This window comes from Pseudomonas sp. NPDC088444 (assembly GCF_044900175.1).
Taxonomy (GTDB): domain Bacteria; phylum Pseudomonadota; class Gammaproteobacteria; order Pseudomonadales; family Pseudomonadaceae; genus Aquipseudomonas.
Genome location: NZ_JBJDNK010000006.1, coordinates 283,480 through 303,960, shown reverse-complemented (window position 1 = coordinate 303,960; position 20,481 = coordinate 283,480). Strand labels below are relative to the sequence as shown.

22 protein-coding genes are annotated in these 20,481 nt (G+C 60.4%); 6 read left to right on the top strand and 16 right to left on the bottom strand.

The genetic code is table 11. The features are described from left to right. Nucleotides 1–12 precede the first annotated feature (12 nt). Both phoR and phoB read right to left on the bottom strand, forming a co-directional pair. Entirely contained in the window at nt 13–1,314 is a 1,302-nt protein-coding gene (phoR, locus tag ACI2KB_RS14400) for a phosphate regulon sensor histidine kinase PhoR (protein WP_404635532.1), read from the bottom strand. Between the two features lie 51 nt (nt 1,315–1,365). Further along, the gene (phoB, locus tag ACI2KB_RS14395) at nt 1,366–2,055 is read right to left on the bottom strand and encodes a phosphate regulon transcriptional regulator PhoB (protein ID WP_062379821.1); all 690 of its coding nucleotides are present in this window, start codon (nt 2,053–2,055) and stop codon (nt 1,366–1,368) included. A 171-nt stretch (nt 2,056–2,226) separates the two neighbouring features. On the opposite strand from phoB, the gene ACI2KB_RS14390 reads away from it, so the two are divergent. Beyond that, complete coding sequence (locus ACI2KB_RS14390) at nt 2,227–2,607, top strand: hypothetical protein (protein ID WP_404635530.1); 381 nt, start codon at nt 2,227–2,229, stop codon at nt 2,605–2,607. Between the two features lie 33 nt (nt 2,608–2,640). Here ACI2KB_RS14390 and ubiA read toward each other — a convergent pair whose 3' ends face one another. Next, a complete protein-coding gene (gene ubiA, locus ACI2KB_RS14385) occupies nt 2,641–3,531 on the bottom strand; it encodes a 4-hydroxybenzoate octaprenyltransferase (RefSeq protein ID WP_404635528.1) in 891 nt (296 codons plus the stop codon). Continuing rightward, nucleotides 3,531–4,106 (bottom strand): chorismate--pyruvate lyase family protein, encoded by a 576-nt coding sequence (locus ACI2KB_RS14380; protein ID WP_404635526.1) that lies wholly within the window; start codon nt 4,104–4,106, stop codon nt 3,531–3,533. The genes ubiA and ACI2KB_RS14380 overlap by 1 nt, the downstream gene beginning before the upstream one ends. Nucleotides 4,107–4,323: 217 nt before the next feature. Here ACI2KB_RS14380 and ACI2KB_RS14375 point away from each other — a divergent pair, with 217 nt between their 5' ends. The 4 genes from ACI2KB_RS14375 to ACI2KB_RS14360 all read left to right on the top strand — a co-directional run bounded on the left by ACI2KB_RS14375 (nt 4,324) and on the right by ACI2KB_RS14360 (nt 6,710). Continuing rightward, entirely contained in the window at nt 4,324–4,491 is a 168-nt protein-coding gene (locus ACI2KB_RS14375) for a rubredoxin (RefSeq protein ID WP_108236219.1), read from the top strand. A gap of 32 nt (nt 4,492–4,523) precedes the next feature. Next, on the top strand, nt 4,524–5,672 hold the full coding sequence (locus ACI2KB_RS14370) for an NAD(P)/FAD-dependent oxidoreductase (RefSeq protein ID WP_404635524.1): 1,149 nt from the start codon (nt 4,524–4,526) through the stop codon (nt 5,670–5,672). A gap of 187 nt (nt 5,673–5,859) precedes the next feature. Continuing rightward, entirely contained in the window at nt 5,860–6,135 is a 276-nt protein-coding gene (locus ACI2KB_RS14365) for an HU family DNA-binding protein (protein ID WP_404635522.1), read from the top strand. Between the two features lie 197 nt (nt 6,136–6,332). After that, complete coding sequence (locus tag ACI2KB_RS14360; RefSeq protein WP_404635712.1) at nt 6,333–6,710, top strand: SCP2 sterol-binding domain-containing protein; 378 nt, start codon at nt 6,333–6,335, stop codon at nt 6,708–6,710. Between the two features lie 241 nt (nt 6,711–6,951). Here ACI2KB_RS14360 and ACI2KB_RS14355 read toward each other — a convergent pair whose 3' ends face one another. The 6 genes from ACI2KB_RS14355 to exbB all read right to left on the bottom strand — a co-directional run bounded on the left by ACI2KB_RS14355 (nt 6,952) and on the right by exbB (nt 13,683). After that, nucleotides 6,952–8,346, bottom strand: a complete 1,395-nt coding sequence (locus ACI2KB_RS14355) for an HDOD domain-containing protein (RefSeq protein ID WP_404635520.1) — start codon at nt 8,344–8,346, stop codon at nt 6,952–6,954. An 85-nt stretch (nt 8,347–8,431) separates the two neighbouring features. Then, nucleotides 8,432–10,507, bottom strand: coding sequence for an ATP-dependent DNA helicase RecG (recG, locus tag ACI2KB_RS14350; protein WP_404635518.1), 2,076 nt, complete (start codon nt 10,505–10,507; stop codon nt 8,432–8,434). A gap of 8 nt (nt 10,508–10,515) precedes the next feature. After that, nucleotides 10,516–11,445: a hydrogen peroxide-inducible genes activator gene (locus tag ACI2KB_RS14345; protein WP_404635516.1), complete on the bottom strand. Its 930-nt coding sequence runs from the start codon at nt 11,443–11,445 to the stop codon at nt 10,516–10,518. 91 nt (nt 11,446–11,536) lie between these two features. Then, on the bottom strand, nt 11,537–12,280 hold the full coding sequence (locus ACI2KB_RS14340; RefSeq protein ID WP_404635514.1) for an energy transducer TonB: 744 nt from the start codon (nt 12,278–12,280) through the stop codon (nt 11,537–11,539). Further along, on the bottom strand, nt 12,277–12,702 hold the full coding sequence (exbD, locus tag ACI2KB_RS14335; RefSeq protein ID WP_108236211.1) for a TonB system transport protein ExbD: 426 nt from the start codon (nt 12,700–12,702) through the stop codon (nt 12,277–12,279). Before exbD ends, ACI2KB_RS14340 begins: the two co-directional genes overlap by 4 nt. Before the next feature lie 3 nt (nt 12,703–12,705). Then, entirely contained in the window at nt 12,706–13,683 is a 978-nt protein-coding gene (gene exbB, locus ACI2KB_RS14330; RefSeq protein ID WP_404635512.1) for a tonB-system energizer ExbB, read from the bottom strand. 211 nt (nt 13,684–13,894) lie between these two features. Between exbB and ACI2KB_RS14325 the strand changes: the two genes are divergently transcribed. Beyond that, nucleotides 13,895–14,755, top strand: coding sequence for an SDR family oxidoreductase (locus tag ACI2KB_RS14325; RefSeq protein WP_404635510.1), 861 nt, complete (start codon nt 13,895–13,897; stop codon nt 14,753–14,755). Between the two features lie 129 nt (nt 14,756–14,884). Here ACI2KB_RS14325 and ACI2KB_RS14320 read toward each other — a convergent pair whose 3' ends face one another. The 6 genes from ACI2KB_RS14320 to ACI2KB_RS14295 form a co-directional block, all read right to left on the bottom strand. Next, the gene (locus ACI2KB_RS14320) at nt 14,885–15,622 is read right to left on the bottom strand and encodes a hypothetical protein (RefSeq protein WP_404635710.1); all 738 of its coding nucleotides are present in this window, start codon (nt 15,620–15,622) and stop codon (nt 14,885–14,887) included. Nucleotides 15,623–15,686: 64 nt separating this feature from the next. Then, nucleotides 15,687–16,067 (bottom strand): RidA family protein, encoded by a 381-nt coding sequence (locus ACI2KB_RS14315; RefSeq protein ID WP_166594036.1) that lies wholly within the window; start codon nt 16,065–16,067, stop codon nt 15,687–15,689. A gap of 23 nt (nt 16,068–16,090) precedes the next feature. Beyond that, entirely contained in the window at nt 16,091–18,199 is a 2,109-nt protein-coding gene (spoT, locus tag ACI2KB_RS14310) for a bifunctional GTP diphosphokinase/guanosine-3',5'-bis pyrophosphate 3'-pyrophosphohydrolase (RefSeq protein ID WP_404635508.1), read from the bottom strand. A gap of 60 nt (nt 18,200–18,259) precedes the next feature. After that, on the bottom strand, nt 18,260–18,523 hold the full coding sequence (rpoZ, locus tag ACI2KB_RS14305; RefSeq protein ID WP_108236206.1) for a DNA-directed RNA polymerase subunit omega: 264 nt from the start codon (nt 18,521–18,523) through the stop codon (nt 18,260–18,262). Between the two features lie 176 nt (nt 18,524–18,699). Continuing rightward, on the bottom strand, nt 18,700–19,320 hold the full coding sequence (gene gmk / locus ACI2KB_RS14300) for a guanylate kinase (RefSeq protein WP_404635506.1): 621 nt from the start codon (nt 19,318–19,320) through the stop codon (nt 18,700–18,702). A 13-nt stretch (nt 19,321–19,333) separates the two neighbouring features. Further along, nucleotides 19,334–20,197 (bottom strand): YicC/YloC family endoribonuclease, encoded by an 864-nt coding sequence (locus ACI2KB_RS14295; protein ID WP_404635504.1) that lies wholly within the window; start codon nt 20,195–20,197, stop codon nt 19,334–19,336. Between the last annotated feature and the right edge of the window lie 284 nt (nt 20,198–20,481).

Here is a 20,481-nt window from a genome sequence, read left to right as displayed (position 1 = left end):
CTGCCGCCATTACTAGGGTTTGGTCATCTGTAGTGGGGCGAAGTTGCAGATAAACACACTGCCTTTCCCCAGTACGCTGTTGATTTCCAGCACGCCACGGTGACGCAACAGCACGTGTTTGACGATCGCCAGACCCAGCCCCGTGCCGCCGGTGTTGGACGCGCGGCTGGAGTCGACGCGGTAGAAGCGCTCGGTCAGTCGGGGGATGTGCTTGCTGTCGATGCCGATGCCCGAATCCTGCACGCTCAGGTGAGCGCCGCGTCCGTCTGCCCACCAGCGGATGCGGATCTTGCCCTCGGCAGGCGTGTATTTCACGGCATTGAAGATCAGGTTGGAAAACGCGCTGCGCAATTCCGCTTCGCTGCCCTTGAGGCTGACCTCGTCCTCGATCTCCAGCGAGATCTGCTGATTCTTGCTGCCGGACAGCGCCTGAGCATCGTTGGTGATGCTCTGCAACAGCGGCTTCACGGCGACCGGCTGGTTGTCCGACGGATAATCCGTGGCTTCGAGCTTGGCCAGCAATAACAGATCGCTGAGCAACGTCTGCATGCGCCCGCCCTGTTGCTGCATCTGTTGCAGCGCCCTGACCCAGCGCGGGTTCACCTCTTCGACGTTATCGAGCAGCGTTTCGAGATAGCCACAAATCACCGTCAACGGTGTGCGCAGTTCGTGGGACACGTTGGCCACGAAGTCTTTGCGCATTTGTTCGAGCTGGTGAAGCCGCGTCACATCGCGCACCAACATCAAGTGCTCGTTATTGCCGTAGCGCGTGATCAGCATCTGAATGCGCATGCGGTCATTGGCGGGCGAGGGGATTTCCAGCGGCTCGGCGTAGTTGCCTTGCTCGAAATACTCTTTGAAGCGCGGATGCCGCACCAGGTTGGTCACCGGCTGGCCGCTGTCCTGTGGGGTTTTCAGGCCCAGCAGGGTTTCGGCGGCACGGTTCCACCATTCCAGGTTGCCCTCGCTGTCGAGCATGATGACGGCGTCTTTCAGCGCGGCGGTGGATTCCTGAACCCGGTCGATGACCGCTTGAAGACGTCCGCGCACGCGCTGATCGCGGCGTTGCAGATGGTAGATGCTGTCGAAGACGTCGCCCCACAGACCGTAGCCGTCTGGCGGCGGCTCATCGGGTTTGTGGTTGCGCAGCCAGTCGTGCAGGCGCAGCAGTTGTTTGAGGGTCCAGGCCAGATAAACGCCCAGACCGATCGCCAGGCACCAACCGTAATGCCCGCTGACCAGCCCGGCCAGCAGCGAGGCTGTGACCAAAAGCAGCAAGTGGCGGATCAGGGTGCCATGCCAGTTGTGATTCAATTAACGCGTCCTTGTCTTACAGCGTAATGCTGACCTTCTCCAAAAGCGTTCTCAGCTTTTGGTGGAGAAACGGTAGCCAGTGCCGCGGACGGTTTGTACCAGATTTTCGTAAGCATCGCCGAGGGCTTTGCGCAGACGACGAATGTGCACGTCGACGGTGCGTTCTTCAACGTACACGTTGCCGCCCCAGACCTGATCCAGCAACTGGCCACGGGTGTAGGCGCGTTCCTGGTGTGTCATGAAGAACTGCAACAGGCGGTATTCGGTCGGACCCATCTCGGCAGGTTTGCCGTCGATGGTCACGCGGTGGCTGATCGGGTCGAGCAACAGGCCGCCCACTTCGATTGGCGACTCGCCGTCGTTGGGGCCTGCGCGACGCAGCACGGCCTTGAGGCGTGCAACCAGTTCGCGAGGGGAAAACGGTTTGGTGATGTAGTCGTCGGCGCCGACTTCCAGACCCTGAATCTTGTTGTCCTCTTCGCCTTTGGCCGTGAGCATGATGATCGGGATGTCACCGGTCAACTCATCGCGCTTCAGGCGGCGCGCCAGCTCGATGCCGGACGTGCCGGGCAGCATCCAGTCGAGCAGGATCAAATCGGGTTTGCGGTCAACGATCACGGCGTGGGCTTGCTGAGAATTCTCTGCCTCCATGCAGTCATAGCCGGCCATTTCCAGTGCGACGGCGATCATCTCGCGAATCGGCGCTTCGTCGTCGACGATCAGAATGCTCCTGCCAACCATGCCTCGAACCTCATGTCATTTAACTGTCTTGGGGCGCATTAGATAACGGAATTATTGCAGTCGTGTGACAGGTTAGCGGGAACGAGGCGCGATGTCCGGGCTAGAGCTAGACTATCGGTCCTGTCCTACAACGTTTGTCCAAACAACGACTAATAAAAAGAGGATGTATCTATGGCTAAAATTTCTAATGCTGTCCTGGGACTCTTGACCGCTGCCGCGCTGGCTTCATCCGGTATGGCGTTCGCGCATCATCAGGCAGAAACGAAGGATGGCGTGCTCGTCGACAAGAAAGGCATGACCCTCTACACCTTCGACAAGGACACCTCCGCCGGGAAGTCGGTGTGCAACGACCAATGCGCAACCAACTGGCCGCCGCTGGTGGCCGACGCGACTGACAAGGCCGAGGGCGACTGGACCATCATCAAGCGCGACGACGGCGCTTCGCAGTGGGTTTATAAAGGCAAGCCGCTCTACACCTTCAAAAACGACAAGGCCGCTGGCGACAAGATCGGCGACGGCAAGGGCGATGTCTGGCACGTCGCCAAGCCCTGACCCGACGTAGCGCGCTGAGCTGGCCCGTTCGGGTCAGCGCAGCGCGTAATCCACCACGATTCCGACGAAAATCGCCAGCCCCGCCCAATGGTTGTGCAAAAACGCCTTGAAGCAGGCTTGTGGGTCTTTGTAACGTGTCGACCAGAACTCCCAGCCAAAGCACGCCGCTGCCACCACCAAGCCAAGAAAGAAGTACAACCCCAACTCAAAGCGTGAACCGGCCAGCATCAGGCAGAACAGCGCCAGGCCTTGCAGCGTGAGGATGATCACGCGGTCGGCATCACCGAACAGCACGGCGGTGGATTTCACGCCGATCTTCAGGTCGTCTTCGCGATCCGTCATGGCGTAGTAGGTGTCGTAGCCCACTGTCCAGAGCAGGTTGGCGATGTACAGCAGCCAGGCTGCGGCAGGCAGATCGCCGGTCTCTGCGGTGAACGCCATCGGCATGCCCCAGGAGAACGCCGCGCCCAGCACCACTTGCGGGTAATAGGTGTAACGCTTCATAAAGGGATACGTTGCCGCCAGCGCCAGACCGCCGAACGACAGCCAGACGGTCGTCGCATTGGTCAGCAGCACCAGCGCAAAGCTCAGGCCCACCAGCACCGCAAACAGAATCAGCGCTTCTTTCGAGGTGACCTTTCCGCTGACCAGCGGGCGCAGTTCAGTGCGTTTGACGTGGCCATCGACCTTGCGATCAGCGAAGTCATTGATCACACAACCCGCCGCGCGCATCAGAAACACGCCGATCACGAAAATCAGCACATTGCCCAGCGAAGGCGAGCCTTTACCCGCGATCCACAGCGCCCACAGCGTCGGCCACAGCAGCAGGTAAACGCCGATGGGCTTTTCGATGCGCATCAGTTGGATGAAGTCCCAGGCCCGTGGGTGCAGGCGATTGAGGGATTTGAGCAGCGACAGGTACATCAGTGGCGCTCCTTGTGGGAGTCGGACGTCTGATCGATGGCGCGCCAGACGGTCGACAAAAACACTTCGGCCACCAGAATGCTCAACGGCCCTCGGCTGAAGCAGGAACGACGACCCCATAAACCTTCTGTGGTGTCGGCGTCGGGCAGCCAGCGTGCGGGGTATTGGCAGATTTGCAACGGGCCGCGTGCGAACGCCCGGTCACTGAACAGCAGTTCGCCCAGCGAGCGTGTGCCCAACTCATCCATGTGCAGGCCGTCCTGTTCCAGTGCGGCGCGCCCGGCGACACTGCGCGCGAACACCCACTTTTCGCCATGACCCAACAGATAGACTTCTCGCACCCAGCCCTCGCTGCCTTCGGGCAACTGCAAGGCAGCGCATTCATCGGCGCGCAGGCGTTGCCAGCCCTCGAACAGGGGCCTCACGCTGAAGCCATCGTGAGACAACCGCGTGAGGCGGCGGGTGAGGGAGTCTTCGTGGAACAGCCACTCAAGAACGCCAGGCTTGGGGGATTCGATCAGTTGATCGCGCAACAGCCATTCGGGCGACGGACATGCAGGATTTTGCTGGATCACGGTGGGCAAATATTGGCGGCAATCGAGGCGGCGAGCTTAGCATGATTGAGGATTCTGGCCGACGACCGGCGCCGATCATCCGCATCAATGAAGCTTGCGTCCGCACGCGTCGATCAGTAAAACGCCCAGACCCGATCGAAAAAGTGTGCGGCGCCAGTCCTGGAGTCATAGCCACGTGGTTGGGCACGTATAGCCTGAGAACCGAGAGAACCGACCGATGAAAAAGTGGCAATGCATTGTCTGTGGCCTGATTTACAACGAAGCCGATGGCTGGCCGGATGACGGCATCGCTCCGGGCACCCGCTGGGAGGACGTACCGGAAGACTGGCTCTGCCCGGATTGTGGCGTCGGCAAAATGGATTTCGAGATGATCGAAATCGCCTGATTTTCTGTCTTTGAATGACCTTGGAGGAATGAATGAACGCGCCTGTAGTGATCATTGGTACTGGCCTGGCGGGCTACAACCTGGCCCGCGAGTTTCGCAAGCTCGACAGCGAAACGCCGCTATTGCTGATCACGGCTGACGACGGCCGTTCCTACTCCAAGCCCATGCTCTCCACCGGCTTTGGCAAGAATAAAGAGGCGGATGGCTTGAGCATGGCCGAACCTGGCGCGATGGCCGATCAGCTCAAGGCCGAAGTGCGCACGCACACGCGCGTCAGCGGCATTGATCCGGGCCACAAGCGGTTGTGGATCGGCGAAGAGGCGGTTCCCTATCGCGATCTGATTCTGGCGTGGGGTGCGGAAACCGTGCGTGTGCCGGTCGAGGGTGATGCGGGCGATGCGATCTTTCCGATCAATGATCTGGAGGATTACGCGCGTTTTCGTGCTGCGGCGGCGGGCAAGCGTCGGGTGCTGATCCTCGGCGTCGGGCTGATTGGCTGCGAATTTGCCAATGACCTGATGCTCGGTGGCTATGAGGTCGATCTTGTGGCGCCTTGTGAGCAAGTCATGCCGACCCTGTTGCATCCTGCCGCTGCGGCAGCCGTTCAGGTGGGGCTGGAGGGGCTGGGCGCACGTTTCCATTTGGGGCCAGTTCTAACCCGGTTGGTGCGTGTTGAGGACGGCCTTGAAGCGCACCTGTCCGATGGCGAAGTGCTGCGCTGCGATCTGGTGGTCTCGGCGATTGGACTACGTCCCCGCGTGGATCTGGCAGCAGCGGCGGGTCTCGAAACCGGACGAGGGGTGGTGGTAGATCGCCATTTGAAAACATCCCACGCCAATATCTATGCCCTGGGCGATTGCGCCGAGGTCGACGGTCTCAATTTGTTGTACGTCATGCCACTGATGAGTTGCGCTCGCGCATTGGCGCAAACCCTCGCCGGAACACCGACGGCGGTGAAGTACGGCCCGATGCCCGTCACCGTGAAAACCCCGGTTTGCCCGTTGGTGGTCTCTCCCGTGCCAAAGGGGTTGGAGGGTGCCTGGAGCATCGAAGGGCAGGGCGCCGACATCAAGGCCCTGTGTCACGATGCCGACGGCAACCTGCTGGGTTATGCCCTCACCGGGGCCGCGGTGATGGACAAACTGGCGCTGAACAAGGTGCTGCCGCCCCTCTTGGCGTAAATACTTGTCGTTCTGTCGGATAAGGCACGTTTTTGAGGGGACAAACGTCGCTCTCGTACTGGCGCCGGGTTCAGCGGCATGCCATCCTCATTCCGGTCTGCCGCTACGTAGAGCCGTCGCGGCACCTGCTCGCAGTCCTTCTCGGCTGCACGGGACATAAAAACAAAAACCGTAAAAGAGGCTTCATATGCGTAAACCAGAACTCGCAGCCGCTATCGCTGAAAAAGCAGATCTCACCAAAGAACAAGCCAGCCGCGTCCTCAATGCCATCCTGGAAGAAATAACAGGTGCCTTGCACAAAAAGGACAGCGTGACTCTGGTCGGCTTCGGCACCTTCCTGCAGCGCCATCGCGGCGCACGCACCGGCAAAAACCCACAAACCGGTGAGCCGGTCAAAATCAGGGCTAGTAACACCGTTGCGTTCAAGCCAGGCAAGTTTCTGAAAGACAGCGTCAATCCGTAACGAACCGCTGAGCGCCTTGCGGAAGGCGGACAGCGCGCAAATGGGCATACCTGAGACCGGGATGCCCATTTTTATTGGCTGCGATTGTCTATCCCGCCACTTTGCGACCGGCGAGTTCTGCTCGCTCATTTCGCCTCAAGGCTCGCTACACTGCCGCTGGATGCGGAATTCGCATCGGATCGGTAGAGGCGTTGGACATGAAGTTTCGTTTTCTTCTCTGGATGCTGGGCCTTTTGATGGCCCGGGCCAGCCGCAACAATCCCGCGTTCCAGCAACAACTGGCGGGCAAGGAGCTGACCTTTCAACTACAGACCAGCGACGGCAAAGTTGCCCGGCATTTTGTGGTGCGTGATCAGCGAGTCAGTAGCCGGGGAGGCTCTGTGGCGTCGCCCGCCTTTGCCATCGCGTTCAAGGATGCCGCCTACGGCTTCGACACGATGCAGGCGAAGAACAAGCAACTGGCGTTCATGCAGGGGATTCAAAACAAAGACATCCAGGTCACCGGGAATACGGGACTGGTGATGTGGTTTCAGGGGCTGACGAAGTATTTGAAGCCGCGCAAGAAGAAAGCGTAATCCGAGGTGCCGATGGATTTACGCCTTATCTGTAGGAGCCGGCTTGCTGGTGAAGGCGGTGGGTCAGTTATGGATGAGTGAACTGTCCCGCCGCATTCGCGACCAAGGCGGCTCCCACTGTGATACGTGTCGAACGATGGATTTATGATCGGCGCGGATTCTGTGGGAGCCGGCTTGCTGGCGAATGCGATAGACCCGCCAACATAGAATCTCCTACAGGGACCGCCTCAATCCGGAGCCGTCAGTGAAACTGCGAAGCCAGCTCGCGCAGTAGCACTTCGGCTTCCAGCACCTTTTGCACAACGTCTTCGGCTTTTTCACGCGGCAGGTCCAGGCGCTCGAACAATTCGTCCGGGATGCTCTCCTTCGGACCTGAGCCGATGCCTTCCTTGCGCAGCAGGCGTACCGCCAGACACACCAGGTTGGCGTACTCGTGGTGCTCGCCTGCGTAGTGCGGGTCATGCTGGAAGCGCAGCGCGGTGGCCAGCTCTTCAGGCATGTCCCAGTTGCGCATCAGCCAGGAGCCGATTTGCTCGCGGGTGATGCCCAGCAGGTGCTGCTCCACGAAACTGTGATGCAGGTGCGGGTTGACCTCGATCTGACGGCAGATCAGCGAGAAGTGCGGCGGAAACACGTGGGCCAGTAACAGGTAGCCAAAGTTGTGCAACAGGCCCGCCAGATACGTCAGACCGCTCTCCGGGCGCTTGGCGCGCGGCATGGCGCGGGTCAGGCCCTCGATGACCGCAGCGGTGTAGATCGACTGCTGCCAGTACGGCGTGGCGTGCTGAGGATGATCTTTCGGCAGTGCCAGGGTTTTGCCCAGCGCCAGACCCAGGGCCAGGTTGATCACCAGATCGAAGCCCAGCACGCGAACGATAGCGTCTTCGACCGAGCGAATCTTGCCCGCCGAGCCGTAATATGGCGATGCGGCCCAGCTCACCACTTGGGCGGCCAGCGCCGGATCGGTCTCGACCACGCCGGTAATGTCATCGATGGTGGCGTCCGGGTCGACCCGCAGCTTGATGATTTTTTGCGCGGTGTCGGCAAGCGGCGGGATCTCCACGGTCGCTTCCAGGCGCTGCTGGATGCGGCGAGCGGTGAAGTTCTGCACAGCCTTGGTGATTTCGTCGCGGTCGTCGTCAGGGCGGGTGAGGTTCGGTTGCACCGAGGTCACTGGCTCACCGAAGGTGGCAGCGCTGGCTTTGCTCAACAGGGCCTTGAAGTCATCGCTGCTGATTTCCAGCAACAGGCCAGGCTCACCCGAGTCGATCAGGACGGTCGGCTCCAGCAGCAGGCGTTCATCGTAGAGGCATGGCGAACTGGTCAGGGCAGGCAAAGCAGGCAGAACGCGCAGGCTGTGTTTACCCAGCATCTGATCGAGGTGATCCTGCGACACAGCGGTCAGCTTGCGTCCGGTCAATTCGGTAATGCGATTCAAATCCAACAGCTGGTTTTGTGGAAACAGGACCAGCAACGCGCCCACGGTGTCATGGACTAGAATGGCCTGCACCTTTTGCGCGGTGGGGAGCGTTTCGTCGTCCATGACTTCGCGGTAGCTGATGGAAGCTTTGCCAAGCAGCTGCCGGATGACAGACGGGGCGTGTTGGGTTGCGTCGATTTGGGCAACTTCTGTCATGGCCTGTATCCAGATTCCTACAATTGCTGAAGTATAACCAGCTTAGTTGTTCTATAGGTGAGACACGTTCTTAATGCTGACCACTTCACACTTGGCCGTATTGCTGGCCGTGTCGCAGCCAGCGTTCCAGCAGCGGACTCACGTGTTGGGGCCAGCGCTCCAGTAAAGCCTGGGCCGCGTCCCTGACGGCGGGCAGCAAGTCTGCGTCGCGCATCAAATCGGCAACCTTGAATTGCAGCAAGCCCGTTTGTCGGGTTCCCAGCATTTCACCCGGCCCGCGAAGCTCCAGATCCTTTTCCGCAATCACGAAGCCATCGTTAGTTTCACGCATGATCCCCAGTCGCTGCTTGCCGATCTGCGACAGCGGCGGGTGATACAGCAGCACGCAGTGACTGACTGCGCTGCCGCGTCCGACTCGCCCGCGCAACTGGTGAAGCTGTGCCAGACCGAGCCGTTCCGGGTTCTCGATGATCATCAGGCTGGCGTTGGGAACGTCCACGCCAACTTCGATCACGGTAGTAGCTACGAGCAGCTGCAAATTGCCTAGCTTGAATTCGGCCATTACTGCCGCTTTTTCCGCAGGCTTCATGCGCCCGTGGATCAATCCAACCTTGAGTTCGCCCAACGCACTGGTGAGTTCTTCGAAGGTCGTCTCGGCGGCTTGGCAGGTCAGCTCCTCGGATTCTTCGATCAGCGTACAGACCCAATACGCCTGACGGCCTTCTGCGCAGGCATTGCGCACCCGTTCCACGACTTCGATGCGGCGGCTGTCGGCGACCAATACCGTGTTGACGGGCGTGCGGCCCGGCGGCAATTCGTCAAGGATCGAGGTGTCGAGATCGGCGTAAGCGCTCATGGCCAGCGTCCGAGGAATTGGCGTTGCGGTCATGATCAACTGATGCGGGCACATCAGGCCGCCCACACCCTTTTTGCGCAGGGCCAAGCGCTGCTGAACGCCAAAGCGATGTTGTTCATCGATGATCACCAGGGCGAGGTTCTTGAATTGCACTTCGTCCTGAAACAGCGCGTGAGTGCCGACGACCATCGGCGCTCCATTGGCGATTTGCTCAAGAGACGCGGCCCGGGCCTTGCCTTTGAGCTTGCCCGCCAGCCACGCAGTCTCGATGCCCAGTGGCTCAAGCCAACGGGTGAAATTGAGGTAGTGCTGCTCAGCCAGAATTTCAGTGGGAGCCATCAGTGCGACCTGATAACCCGCTTCCAGCGCCTGCAATGCAGCAAGGGCGGCGACCACCGTTTTGCCCGCGCCCACATCGCCTTGAATCAGCCGCAGCATGGGTTCCTGCTGGCTGAGGTCGTAGGCGATTTCCTTGCCGACCCGTTGCTGCGCGCCGGTCGGTGGGAAGCCCAGATTGGCCAGGAACTGTTTGGGCAAGCGCTTGGCAATGGGCAGTGCAGGCGCGCGCTGGGAGCGCAGACTCTCCCGCAGGCGCTGTTGCGACAGTTGATGGGTCAGCAGCTCTTCAAACGCCAGCCTGTGTTGAGCCCAGTGGTGGCCCAGCGCAAGTTCTTCGACGTCCGCGTTAGCCGGTGGGTGATGCAGGTAGCGAATCGCGTCGGCCAGTGGCGCGAGCTGGTAGTCGCGGGCCAGTTCTTCAGGCAGCCAGTCGGGCAGGCTTCGCGGGCCGAGCATGCCGAGGCTCTGTTGGCACAACTGGCGCAGCCGTTGCTGCGTCAGCCCTTCTGTTGTCGGGTAGATCGGCGTGAGCGTCTGCTCGACGGCGACGTGTTCCTCGCCGGTAATCGAGCGATATTCAGGGTGATAGATTTCAAGCCCTGAAGCGCCGGGCCTTGCTTCGCCGTAGCAACGCACGTGGGTGCCTCGTTTAAGGCCCTCTTTCTGTGCGTTGCTGAAGTGGTAGAAGCGCAGGCTCAAGACACCCGTGCCGTCACCGAGGCGCACCAGGAGACTGCGACGTTTGCCCATCACCACGTCGGCGCCGCTGACCACGCCTTCAATTACCGCATCCTGGCCGGGCCGCAGCGCGCCGATGGGCACGACGCGGGTGCGGTCCTGATAACGCAGGGGCAGGTGAAACAGGACGTCCTGAATGTTCTCAAGACCCACCTTCGCCAGCTTTTCCGCCATGGCCTCACCGACGCCCTTGAGCGCCGTGACCGAGACGTGGGACAGCTCTGTCATACCGCCACTTAGCTCGCTTGGGCCTGGGCTTTAGGGCGAGCGACGGAGCACAGACGGATCGAGTCGGCGAGGATTTCGATGGCCTTGGGGCGCGGGAAGCTCGCGCGCCATGCGATGGCCACGGTACGGAACGGCACGGGCGCAGACAGCGGACGGACCTCAATCACGCCGGGAGCGTAATGGTGGCTGTCGACGGCCGACATCGGCAGGATCGAAACCCCAAGACCCGATGCGACCATGTGGCGAATGGTTTCCAGAGAGCTGGATTCGACCGTCGTGTGCTTGGCGCTGTCGCCGCCCTTGACCAGTGTCGGACAGGCTTCCAGCACCTGATCGCGGAAGCAGTGGCCTTCACCCAGAAGCAGCAGGCTCTTGTCATTGAGCGCCGAGGCGTCGATGGTTTCTTTCTGCGTCCATGGATGATCGGAAGGCATCAGCACGTAGAACGGCTCGTCGTACAGCGACATGGTCAGTACGTCTGCTTCGTTGAACGGCAGGGCGATAATGATCGCGTCAAGCTCGCCATTGCGCAGCTTATCGCGCAATACGTGAGTGAAGTTTTCTTCGATGTACAACGGCATTTGCGGGGCGACCCGATGCAGTTGCGGAATCAGGTGCGGAAAGAGGTAAGGGCCAACGGTGTAGATCGCGCCGACTTTGAGTGGAGCCGTCAGTTGGTTCTTGCCGGTCTGGGCGAGTTCACGAATGCCTTGAGCTTGTTCGAGCACTTTCTGTGCCTGAGCCACGATGCCCTCGCCAACCGGCGTAAGACGTACCGCACTCTTGCTGCGCTCGAAAATCAGCACACCGAGTTCATCTTCCAGCTTCTTCACGCCCACCGACAGGGTCGGCTGGCTGACATGGCAGCGCTCGGCGGCGTGGCCGAAGTGCTGCTCTTGAGCGAGGGTAACGATATAGCGCAATTCTGTGAGGGTCATAGCGTGCGTCCATGAAGTTGCGGCCCCAGCATAGCGGGTGCAATCGATAGACGCACGTTATCAAGCCCTCTGTTGTCGCAAAATCAGCGTTTCAGCGTTTATCCAGGGAATAAACGAAGGGCGCGACGACTTCCAGCGTGCCATTGTTGAGTAATTCGGCCGGTGGTTTAGGCAACGGCTGGGCGCGACGAATCATTTCCAGCGTGGCCCGGTCCAGTGCCGCACTGCCTGAGCCGCCCGCGATTTCGTAGGACAGCACGCGGCCTTCGCCATCGACGACGAAGCGCAGGCGGTTGATGCCTTGCATGCCGCGACGACGTGCGTCCTCCGGATAGCGCTTGAATTTGGCCAGGTGGCGCAACAGATCACCCTGCCAGCTAGGCAGTGCGGTGCTCGGCGGCGCCGGCGGCGCCGCTTCAGGTGCTGCCGATTTTTCAGGCTTGGCGTTGGACGGCGGAGTGTCTACCGGTTTTTCATCGGCAGGCTTCTCTTCCTTCGGCGGCTCGACCTTTTTCACCGGCTTCGGTGGCTGAGGTTTCGGCTTTGGCTTGACCGGTTTTGGAATCGCGATTTCCGGTTTTGGCGCTTCAGCGATAGGCGGAATCGGCAGTTGTTCTTCCGGTGCCGGAGGCTGCGGCGGCTGAACCACTTTGGGCGGTGGTGGCGGAGCGGGCTCTGGGACGGGCGCCAGCTCGATCATCATCGCAGCCGGTGGCAGCTCGATGGCCTGCGGGGCGGACCAGTGCAACGCAACGAAAATCGCCACGGCATGGGCCGCCAGCACCAACAACAGACTACCGCTATAGCGCGTCAGTTTTTGGCGCGTATTGATCATTTCTTACCAACCGTCTCAAGACCCACCAGACCGACTTTCAGGTAACCGGCACCGCGCAGGAGGTTCATGACTTCCATCAGATCGCCGTAATCCACGCCCTTGTCGGCCTGGAAGAAAATCGTTGTGTCTTTCTTGCCCTTGGTCTTGGCGTCCAGCACCGGGCCGATCTGCTCGCGTGCGACTTTCTCGTCGCCCAGGTACAGGCTCTGGTCGGCCTTGACGCTCAGGAAGACGGGTTTCTCGGGCCGGGGTGCGGGTTTCGCCGTAGACGCGGGCAGGTCGACCTTGATGTCCACCGTGGCCAGAGGCGCCGCCACCATGAAGATGATCAGCAGCACCAACATGACGTCAATGAACGGCGTCACGTTGATTTCGTGGTTCTCGGCGAGGTCGTCGCCACCTTCGTTAAGATGCAGGCCCATGGTTTACCCCATCTTGACCATGTGCGGCTGCTGATTGCGGTCAGCGGCTGGCTGGTGGTCCAGGTCGCGGCTGACCAGCAGCAGCACCTGCGCCGAGGCGTCGGAAACCTGCGCCTTGTAGCCCGCGATTGAGCGAGCGAAGACGTTGTAGATGACAACCGCAGGAATCGCGGCGACCAAGCCCAGTGCCGTGGCCAGCAGCGCCTCGGCGATACCGGGTGCTACGACAGCGAGGTTGGTGGTCTGGGTTTTGGCGATGCCGATGAAGCTGTTCATGATGCCCCACACGGTGCCGAACAGACCTACGAACGGGGCGGTTGAACCGATGGTGGCGAGAACGCCGGTGCCCATGCTCATGTTGCGACCGCAGGCTGCGACCAGGCGCTCCAGTCGGAAGCTGACGCGTTCCTTGATGCCCTCGCGCTCGCGGCTGTTGGCCGACAGGTGCATTTCTTCCATGGCGTCGTGAACCAGCAGGTTGGCCAGCGTGCCTTCTTTCTTGGCACCCGCAGCGGCCTCGTCCAGTGTGCGAGCGCGTTTAAGGGCAGCGATTTCGCCTTTCAGGCGACGCTTGGCGCCCAGCAACTCAAGGCCTTTGGCGATCCAGATGGTCCAGGTGATGATCGATGCAACAGCGAGGCCGATCATGACCGCTTTAACGATAATGTCTGCGTTCTTGTACATGCCCCAAGGCGACAAGTCGTGGGACATGCCCAGGCTGTTGTCTTCGGCAGCGGCTTCCAGCGATTCAGTCGGCGCGGGTGCAGCGGGATCCTGAACGGCTGGCGCGGCATTGGTGTCCACTGGTGTGGCGGGTGCCGGAGCGGCAGACTGCACGGCCGACGCTTGTGCTGGAGCGGAAGAGTCAGCGAGCGCGACAGGGGCCAGCATCAGGCTGAACAGCAGCGCTGCGATAGCGCGCCCTGCACGCGGCAGGCCTGAAGACGTGATAGACGAAGCGGGGGATTGAGTACGTGTCATGCTGGCCCGACCTGATATGAAAAAGGTATTTCGTTCTGAATGCGTCACGCTGCGCGAGGCGAGCGGAGAAGAACAAAGGGCCGACATTATTGCAAGTAATTCTTGTTAACAAAAGTAATAGAGTATCTTTTTTTAACATAAACGCGTCCCGATGGTCGCTTGGCGCCCTTGTTTCATGGGGGCGAGCCTACTTTTCATGTGGAGATTGGTCATGACAGCGCCATCCGTTTTGATTGCAGGATGTGGCGACATTGGCGGGAGGCTGGCCGCACAAATCCAGCCTCAAGGCTGGACGGTGTATGGCTTGCGCAGAAATATCGCCAAGCTGCCACGCGGGGTGCGCGGCGTCAGTGGTGACTTGTTCGATGCGCGCATGCCTGACCAGTGGCCAGAAGGGCGCATCGACTATCTGGTGTATTGCGCCACGCCGACCGAGCGTGACGAAGCAGGATATCGCGCGGCGTATGTACAAGGTTTGCGCCATGTACTGGGCTGGATCGAGCGCAGCGGGCAAAGGCCCAGACGGATTTTCTTCGTGTCCAGCAGCAGCGTTTACGGACAGCAGGAGGGTGAATGGATTGACGAGACTTCACCCGCCGAGGGATCCGGTTTCTCGGGGCAGGTCATGCGCGAGGCAGAACGGGTCGCGCTCGAAAGTGGTTGGCCCGCCAGCATTGTCAGGCTGACGGGCATTTATGGACCGGGGCGCAGCGATCTGATGAATCGAGTGCGGCAAGGGTACAGCGTTGCGGTCGAGCCACCTTTATATGGCAACCGGATTCACGCCGACGACGCGGCAGGCCTGTTGGCGTTTTTGCTGCAAGCGGACGCGAAGGGTGTGGCGCTGGAAGAGTGTTATCTGGGTGTGGATGACGCGCCCGTGCCACTGGCCGAGGTGGTCGACTGGATGCGGCAGCGGTTGGGCGTGACGCAATGGTCGGACGAGAACAGCGTCAGGCGTGCGGGAAGCAAGCGTTGCAGCAATACCCGGGCGAAAGCGCTGGGCTGGGTGCCACGGTATGCGACGTATAAAGAGGGGTATGAGGCGATGTTGGGCAGCAGCCCGGATTGATCAGCGTATTGGGATATGTCTGTGGGAGTGAGCTCGCTCACGAAGGCGCTGTTTCAGACACCGCCAATGTGACTGATCCAATTCTTTCGTGAGCGAGCTCACTCCCACAGGCTGCATGTTTGCCAAGTGTCAGTTCTTCTCTAACACCCAATGCCGCTCGCCCGGACGCAGGTCCGGCATTTCGGTCGGTTGTGCGTTGTTCACGGCCTGGAAAATCTCCAGTTGCTTGCCTTGACGCACAAAAACCCAAGGGTTGCCGCGCTCGTTTCTTTCCAGCCACATGCTGTCGTATTCGCCGCTCATGGCCGCGCAATCGCCTGCCAGACACAGGGCGTAACGATCGTTGCCCGGCAAGCCGCTCACGCTGCCATCGGGTTCGAACTCGACTACGCTGCCTTGGCCTTCGCCATTGACGATGGTCCATTTACCGCCCAGGTACGCGGTGTATAGCGCGCGCTCGAAGCTGCTGCCCGGCTGCGCACCGGCCTGTGCAGGTTCTTTCGGCATGCGGAAGTGTTGCTCGGGGCCGGAATCGCTGGCGCTTTGTACCAGTTCGTCGCTCTTGAGTTTCAACTCGTCCGATGCGCTGCCGTAAACGTTGACCTTCCAGGCGCCATTCGGGTCCTTGGCGATCTTGCCATCGGTCAGCTCGAAACCGTTATAAGACGTGGCCTGCCCGGCCGCCGTGTTGATGTTCCACTCCAGCGTTGGGCCGTACGCCAGCAGCGACTGGCGCAAGTTGCCGCCTTCAGCCGCAGCGTCGATGGCTGCCTGGTTGATCCAGACGCCGTCAGGCGTTTTGTTGGAGTGGCTGGCACAACCGCTCAGCAGCGCGGCCAACAGCGAGAGGGCGAACGCGACGCGCATGGGCATGGCGGAGTCCTTCCTTTGTTCTGAGGGGGCGGAGCGCACATGCGCTCCGCGAGGGGTTTTACTCGATGACCAGCACGGCGTCCATTTCGACCTGCGCGCCGCGTGGCAGAGCGGCTACGCCGATGGCTGCGCGAGCCGGATAAGGCTGTTCGAAGTATTTGCCCATGATTTCGTTGACCTTGGCGAAGTGGCTCAGGTCGGTCAGGAAGATGTTCAGCTTGACGATGTCCTTGAACGAACCGCCTGCGGCCTCAGCAACAGCCTTGAGGTTTTCGAAGACCTGAACGGTCTGGGCTTCGAAGCCTTCGACCAGCTCCATGGTTTTCGGGTCCAGTGGAATCTGGCCGGACATGTAGACGGTATTGCCAGCTTTGATCGCCTGGGAGTACGTGCCGATGGCGGCAGGGGCTTTGTCGCTGGAGATAACGGTCTTGCTCATGAAAAACTCCTGTTGGCGGTTGGCTACGCGCGCATGCGGGTGATGCGGATCACCCCGGTCAGGGCGCGCAGTTTCTTGATCACGCGGGCCAGATGCACGCGGTCGTGCACGCTGACCACCAGTTGGACCACGCTGATACGACCATCGCGCTCGTCCATGCTGATTTTCTCGATGTTGCCGTCGGCGGCGTTGACGCTGCTGGCCAGCAGTGCGATCAGCCCGCGCTGATGCTCCAGTTCCACGCGCAGCTCGACATTGAATTCGCCGGTGACGTCCTTGGCCCAGGAAAGCTGGATGCACTTTTCCGGGTTGTGGCGGATTTCACTGATGTTGCGACAGTTGTCCAGGTGCACGACCATGCCTTTGCCCGCTGAAAGGTGGCCGACAATCGGGTCGCCCGGAATCGGCGTGCAACACTTGGCGTAGCTGAGTACCAAGCCTTCGGTCCCGCGAATCGCCAGCGGCCCTTCGGCGTTCGGCAGTTCTTCGGTTTCGCTGGCCAGGAGACGGCGGGCCACAACGTAGGCCATGCGATTACCCAGCCCGATGTCTTCGAGGAGGTCTTCGATGACCTCGACCCGGTACTCGGTGAGGATCGCTTGCAGACGCTCGTGGGGGATTTTTTCCAGGCTGCTGTCGAAGCCGTTCAGCACTTTGTTCAGCAGTCGCTCGCCCAAACTGATGGATTCCGAGCGGCGTTGCAGTTTGAGGGCATGACGGATGTGGGTCCGTGCCTTGCCGGTGACCACGAAGTTGAGCCAGGCTGGGTTCGGGCGAGCGCCCGGCGCGCTGACGATTTCGACTGTCGAGCCACTTTGCAGCGGTTCGGACAGTGGCGCCAGGCGACGATTGATTCGGCAGGCAATGCAGCTATTGCCCACGTCGGTGTGTACGGCATAAGCGAAGTCGACCGCCGTGGAGCCTTTGGGCAGCTCCATGATCCGGCCTTTGGGCGTGAACACATAGACCTCGTCCGGGAACAGGTCGATCTTCACGCTCTCGATGAATTCCAGCGAGTTACCCGCACGTTGCTGCATTTCCAGCACGCCTTTGACCCACTGACGGGCGCGAGCGTGGGTGCCTTTGGGCTGTTCGTCGCCGGACGACTTGTACAACCAGTGCGCCGCGATACCGTTGTTGGCCATCTCTTCCATTTCGCGAGTGCGGATCTGGATTTCGATAGGCACGCCGTGCATGCCGAACAGTGTCGTGTGCAGCGACTGATAGCCGTTGGCCTTGGGGATCGCGATGTAATCCTTGAACCGGCCGGGCAGCGGTTTGTACAAATTATGTACAGCGCCGAGTACGCGGTAACAGGTATCGACCTTGTCTACGATGATCCGGAACGCATAGACGTCCATGATCTCGTTGAAGGCCCGACGCTTGCCGCGCATCTTCTTGTAGATGCCGTACAGGTGCTTCTGGCGTCCGCTGACGTCGCCTTCAATGCCATCGACGGCGAGGCAGTGGGCCAGCGACTCTTCGATCTTGTTGACCAGTTCCTTGCGGTTGCCGCGCGCGCGTTTGACCGCCTGCCCAATGCGCGAGGAACGCATGGGGTACATGGCCTTGAAACCCAGGTCTTCGAATTCGATACGCACGCTGTGCATGCCAAGGCGATTGGCGATGGGGGCGTAGATTTCGAGGGTTTCCTTGGCGATGCGGCGGCGTTTTTCGCCGGAGAGCACTTCCAGCGTGCGCATGTTGTGCAGGCGGTCGGCGAGCTTGACCAGGATCACGCGAATGTCGCGCGCCATGGCCATGGCCATCTTCTGGAAGTTTTCGGCTTGAGCTTCGGCCTTGGTCTCGAAGTTCATCTGGGTCAGTTTGCTGACCCCGTCGACCAGTTCGGCCACGGTTTCACCAAATTGCGCACAGAGTGCTTCTTTGGCGATGCCGGTGTCTTCGATCACGTCATGCAGCATCGCAGCCATCAGGCTCTGATGGTCCATGTGCATGTCGGCAAGGATATTAGCCACCGCCAGCGGGTGCGTGACGTAGGCTTCACCGCTACGACGGCGTTGGCCGTCGTGGGCTTGTTCGGCGTAGAAGTACGCTCGGCGAACCAGATTGACCTGATCGGCGCCGAGGTAGGTCGAGAGGCGATCGGCGAGGGCGTCTATGCTCGGCAAGATGCGACTCCTTGCCGAAGATTGTGACCCTGCGCCTTGCTACGTCGACCGGGCATAGGCTTAGACGGCCTCGTTGGACTCGTCCTCGAACGCAGCGAACAGTGGTTCATCTTCAACGATTTCAGCTTCTGCAATGACGGAGTAGTCCATCAGGCCCGCTGCGATTTCACGCAGGGCAACAACGGTAGGCTTGTCGTTTTCCCAGGCCAGCTTTGGCTCTTTGCCGCCGGTCGCCAGTTGACGCGAACGCTTGGTGGCGAGCATGACCAGCTCAAAGCGGTTATCTACATGTTCCAGGCAGTCTTCAACGGTCACGCGGGCCATGGGTATTCCTCAGTAGCAAATGCGGTATGCGCGGTGCCCGGATTGGGCGAGCGGACTCGGTAGTTTAAAAAAACACCAGCCTTTATGGAAGCGCTGATTTTGTAGCAGTCCGGCTTGCCGGCGGTGGCGTCCTCAAAATCGCTACCGCCGGCAAGCCGGACTGCTACGGGTGTGCGTTAGGCCAGCAGTCGGGCCAGCAGCTCGGCATGACGCTGCTGCTGATGTTCCTGACTCAGCAGGTTGGTGCGGAAGATCGCTTTGAGGTCTTCCAGCGCCGTGGCGAAATCATCGTTGATCACGATGTAGTCGTATTCGACGTAATGGCTCATTTCGCTGACCGCTTCGCGCATGCGACCTTCGATGATCTCGTCGCTGTCCTGCCCGCGGTTGGTCAGGCGTTGACGCAAGGCCTGCTGGGTTGGCGGCAGGATGAAAATCGAGCGGGCGTGGGGCATCAGCTTGCGCACTTGCTCGGCGCCCTGCCAGTCGATTTCCAGAATCAGGTCGTGACCTTCATCCAGGGTCTGCTGCAGACGGCTCTGCGAGGTGCCGTACAGATTGCCGAAGACTTCGGCCTGTTCGAGAAAGTCGCCGTGCTCGATCATTCGCACGAATTCGGCGCGGTCGACGAAGTGATAGTTCACGCCGTCCACTTCACCGGGGCGCATGGCGCGGGTGGTGTGGGAAATGGAGACGCGGATTTGCGGCTGCGCATCGATCAGGGCTTTGACCAGGCTGGTCTTGCCCGCGCCCGAGGGGGCGGAAACGATATACAACGTGCCGGTGCTATGGGTCATGTCGGGTCTGGCCTTACTCAATGTTCTGCACTTGTTCGCGCATCTGCTCGATCAACACTTTCAGGTTGACCGCAGCCTGAGTGCTGCGAGGATCGAAGGCTTTGGAGCCTAGTGTGTTCGCTTCGCGGTTGAGCTCCTGCATCAGAAAATCCAGACGTCGTCCTGCCTGGCCACCGGCCTTGAGCACGCGGCGGACCTCGGTCACGTGCGTGCTCAGGCGGTCGAGTTCTTCGGCAACGTCGCTTTTCTGCGCCAGCAGGACCATTTCCTGTTCCAGTCGCTGCGGGTCGAGCTCGGCTTTCATGTCGGTGAAGCGATCGAGGATTTTCTGACGCTGCGCGGCCAGCATCTGCGGCACGAGGGTGCGCAGGGTAGCCACTTCGGTCTTGATGGAGGAAAGCCGTTCGTCGAGAAGTTTCGCCAGGTCTTCGCCTTCGCGTGCACGGCCGGCCTTCAGTTCGTCCAGCGCTTCGTTGAACAGGGCCAGCGCGTCGGCATTCAGCGCCTGCGGATCGGTTGCGTCGCCGACCAGCACACCCGGCCATGCGAGCACCTCCAGCGGATTCAGCGCAGCAGGCTGTTTGATCAGGCCCGCAACGGTCTCGGCCGCGGCCACCAGTTGGCTGGCGCGTTCGCGGTCGATTTGAAGCGGCTTGCCTGCGTTCTCTTCGGTAAACCGCAGGGTGCATTCGACTTTGCCCCGCGACAGCCCTTGACGCAGCGCTTCGCGTACAGCGCCTTCCAGATCGCGAAAGGACTCGGGCAAGCGCAGGTGCGGTTCTAGGTAACGATGGTTGACCGAGCGTAATTCCCAGCTCAGCGTGCCTTGTGAGCCCGCTCGTTCGGCACGGGCGAACGCCGTCATGCTGTGCACCATGGGAAGTACCTCTATAAAAGTCAGAGTCAGCCTTGCAAGGGGCAATCGCTGCCCGATGGGGTCGTGAAGAGACGACAGGCTATAAAGGCGCAAGATTGTAGCGCAGAGCGAGGTGTGCGCCCAAATGTGGCGTTGTCGCAGAAGATGTTCGGTACCGTGATTTTGCTGCCGGGCAGTGCGTGTTTTTAAGGTCCGACCGGCTCAGGTGATCATTGCAGGGCGATTAGATGCCCCAAGCGCAGGCTTGCACCTCTATAATGCAGGTCAGTTTTCCGTCTCAGTAC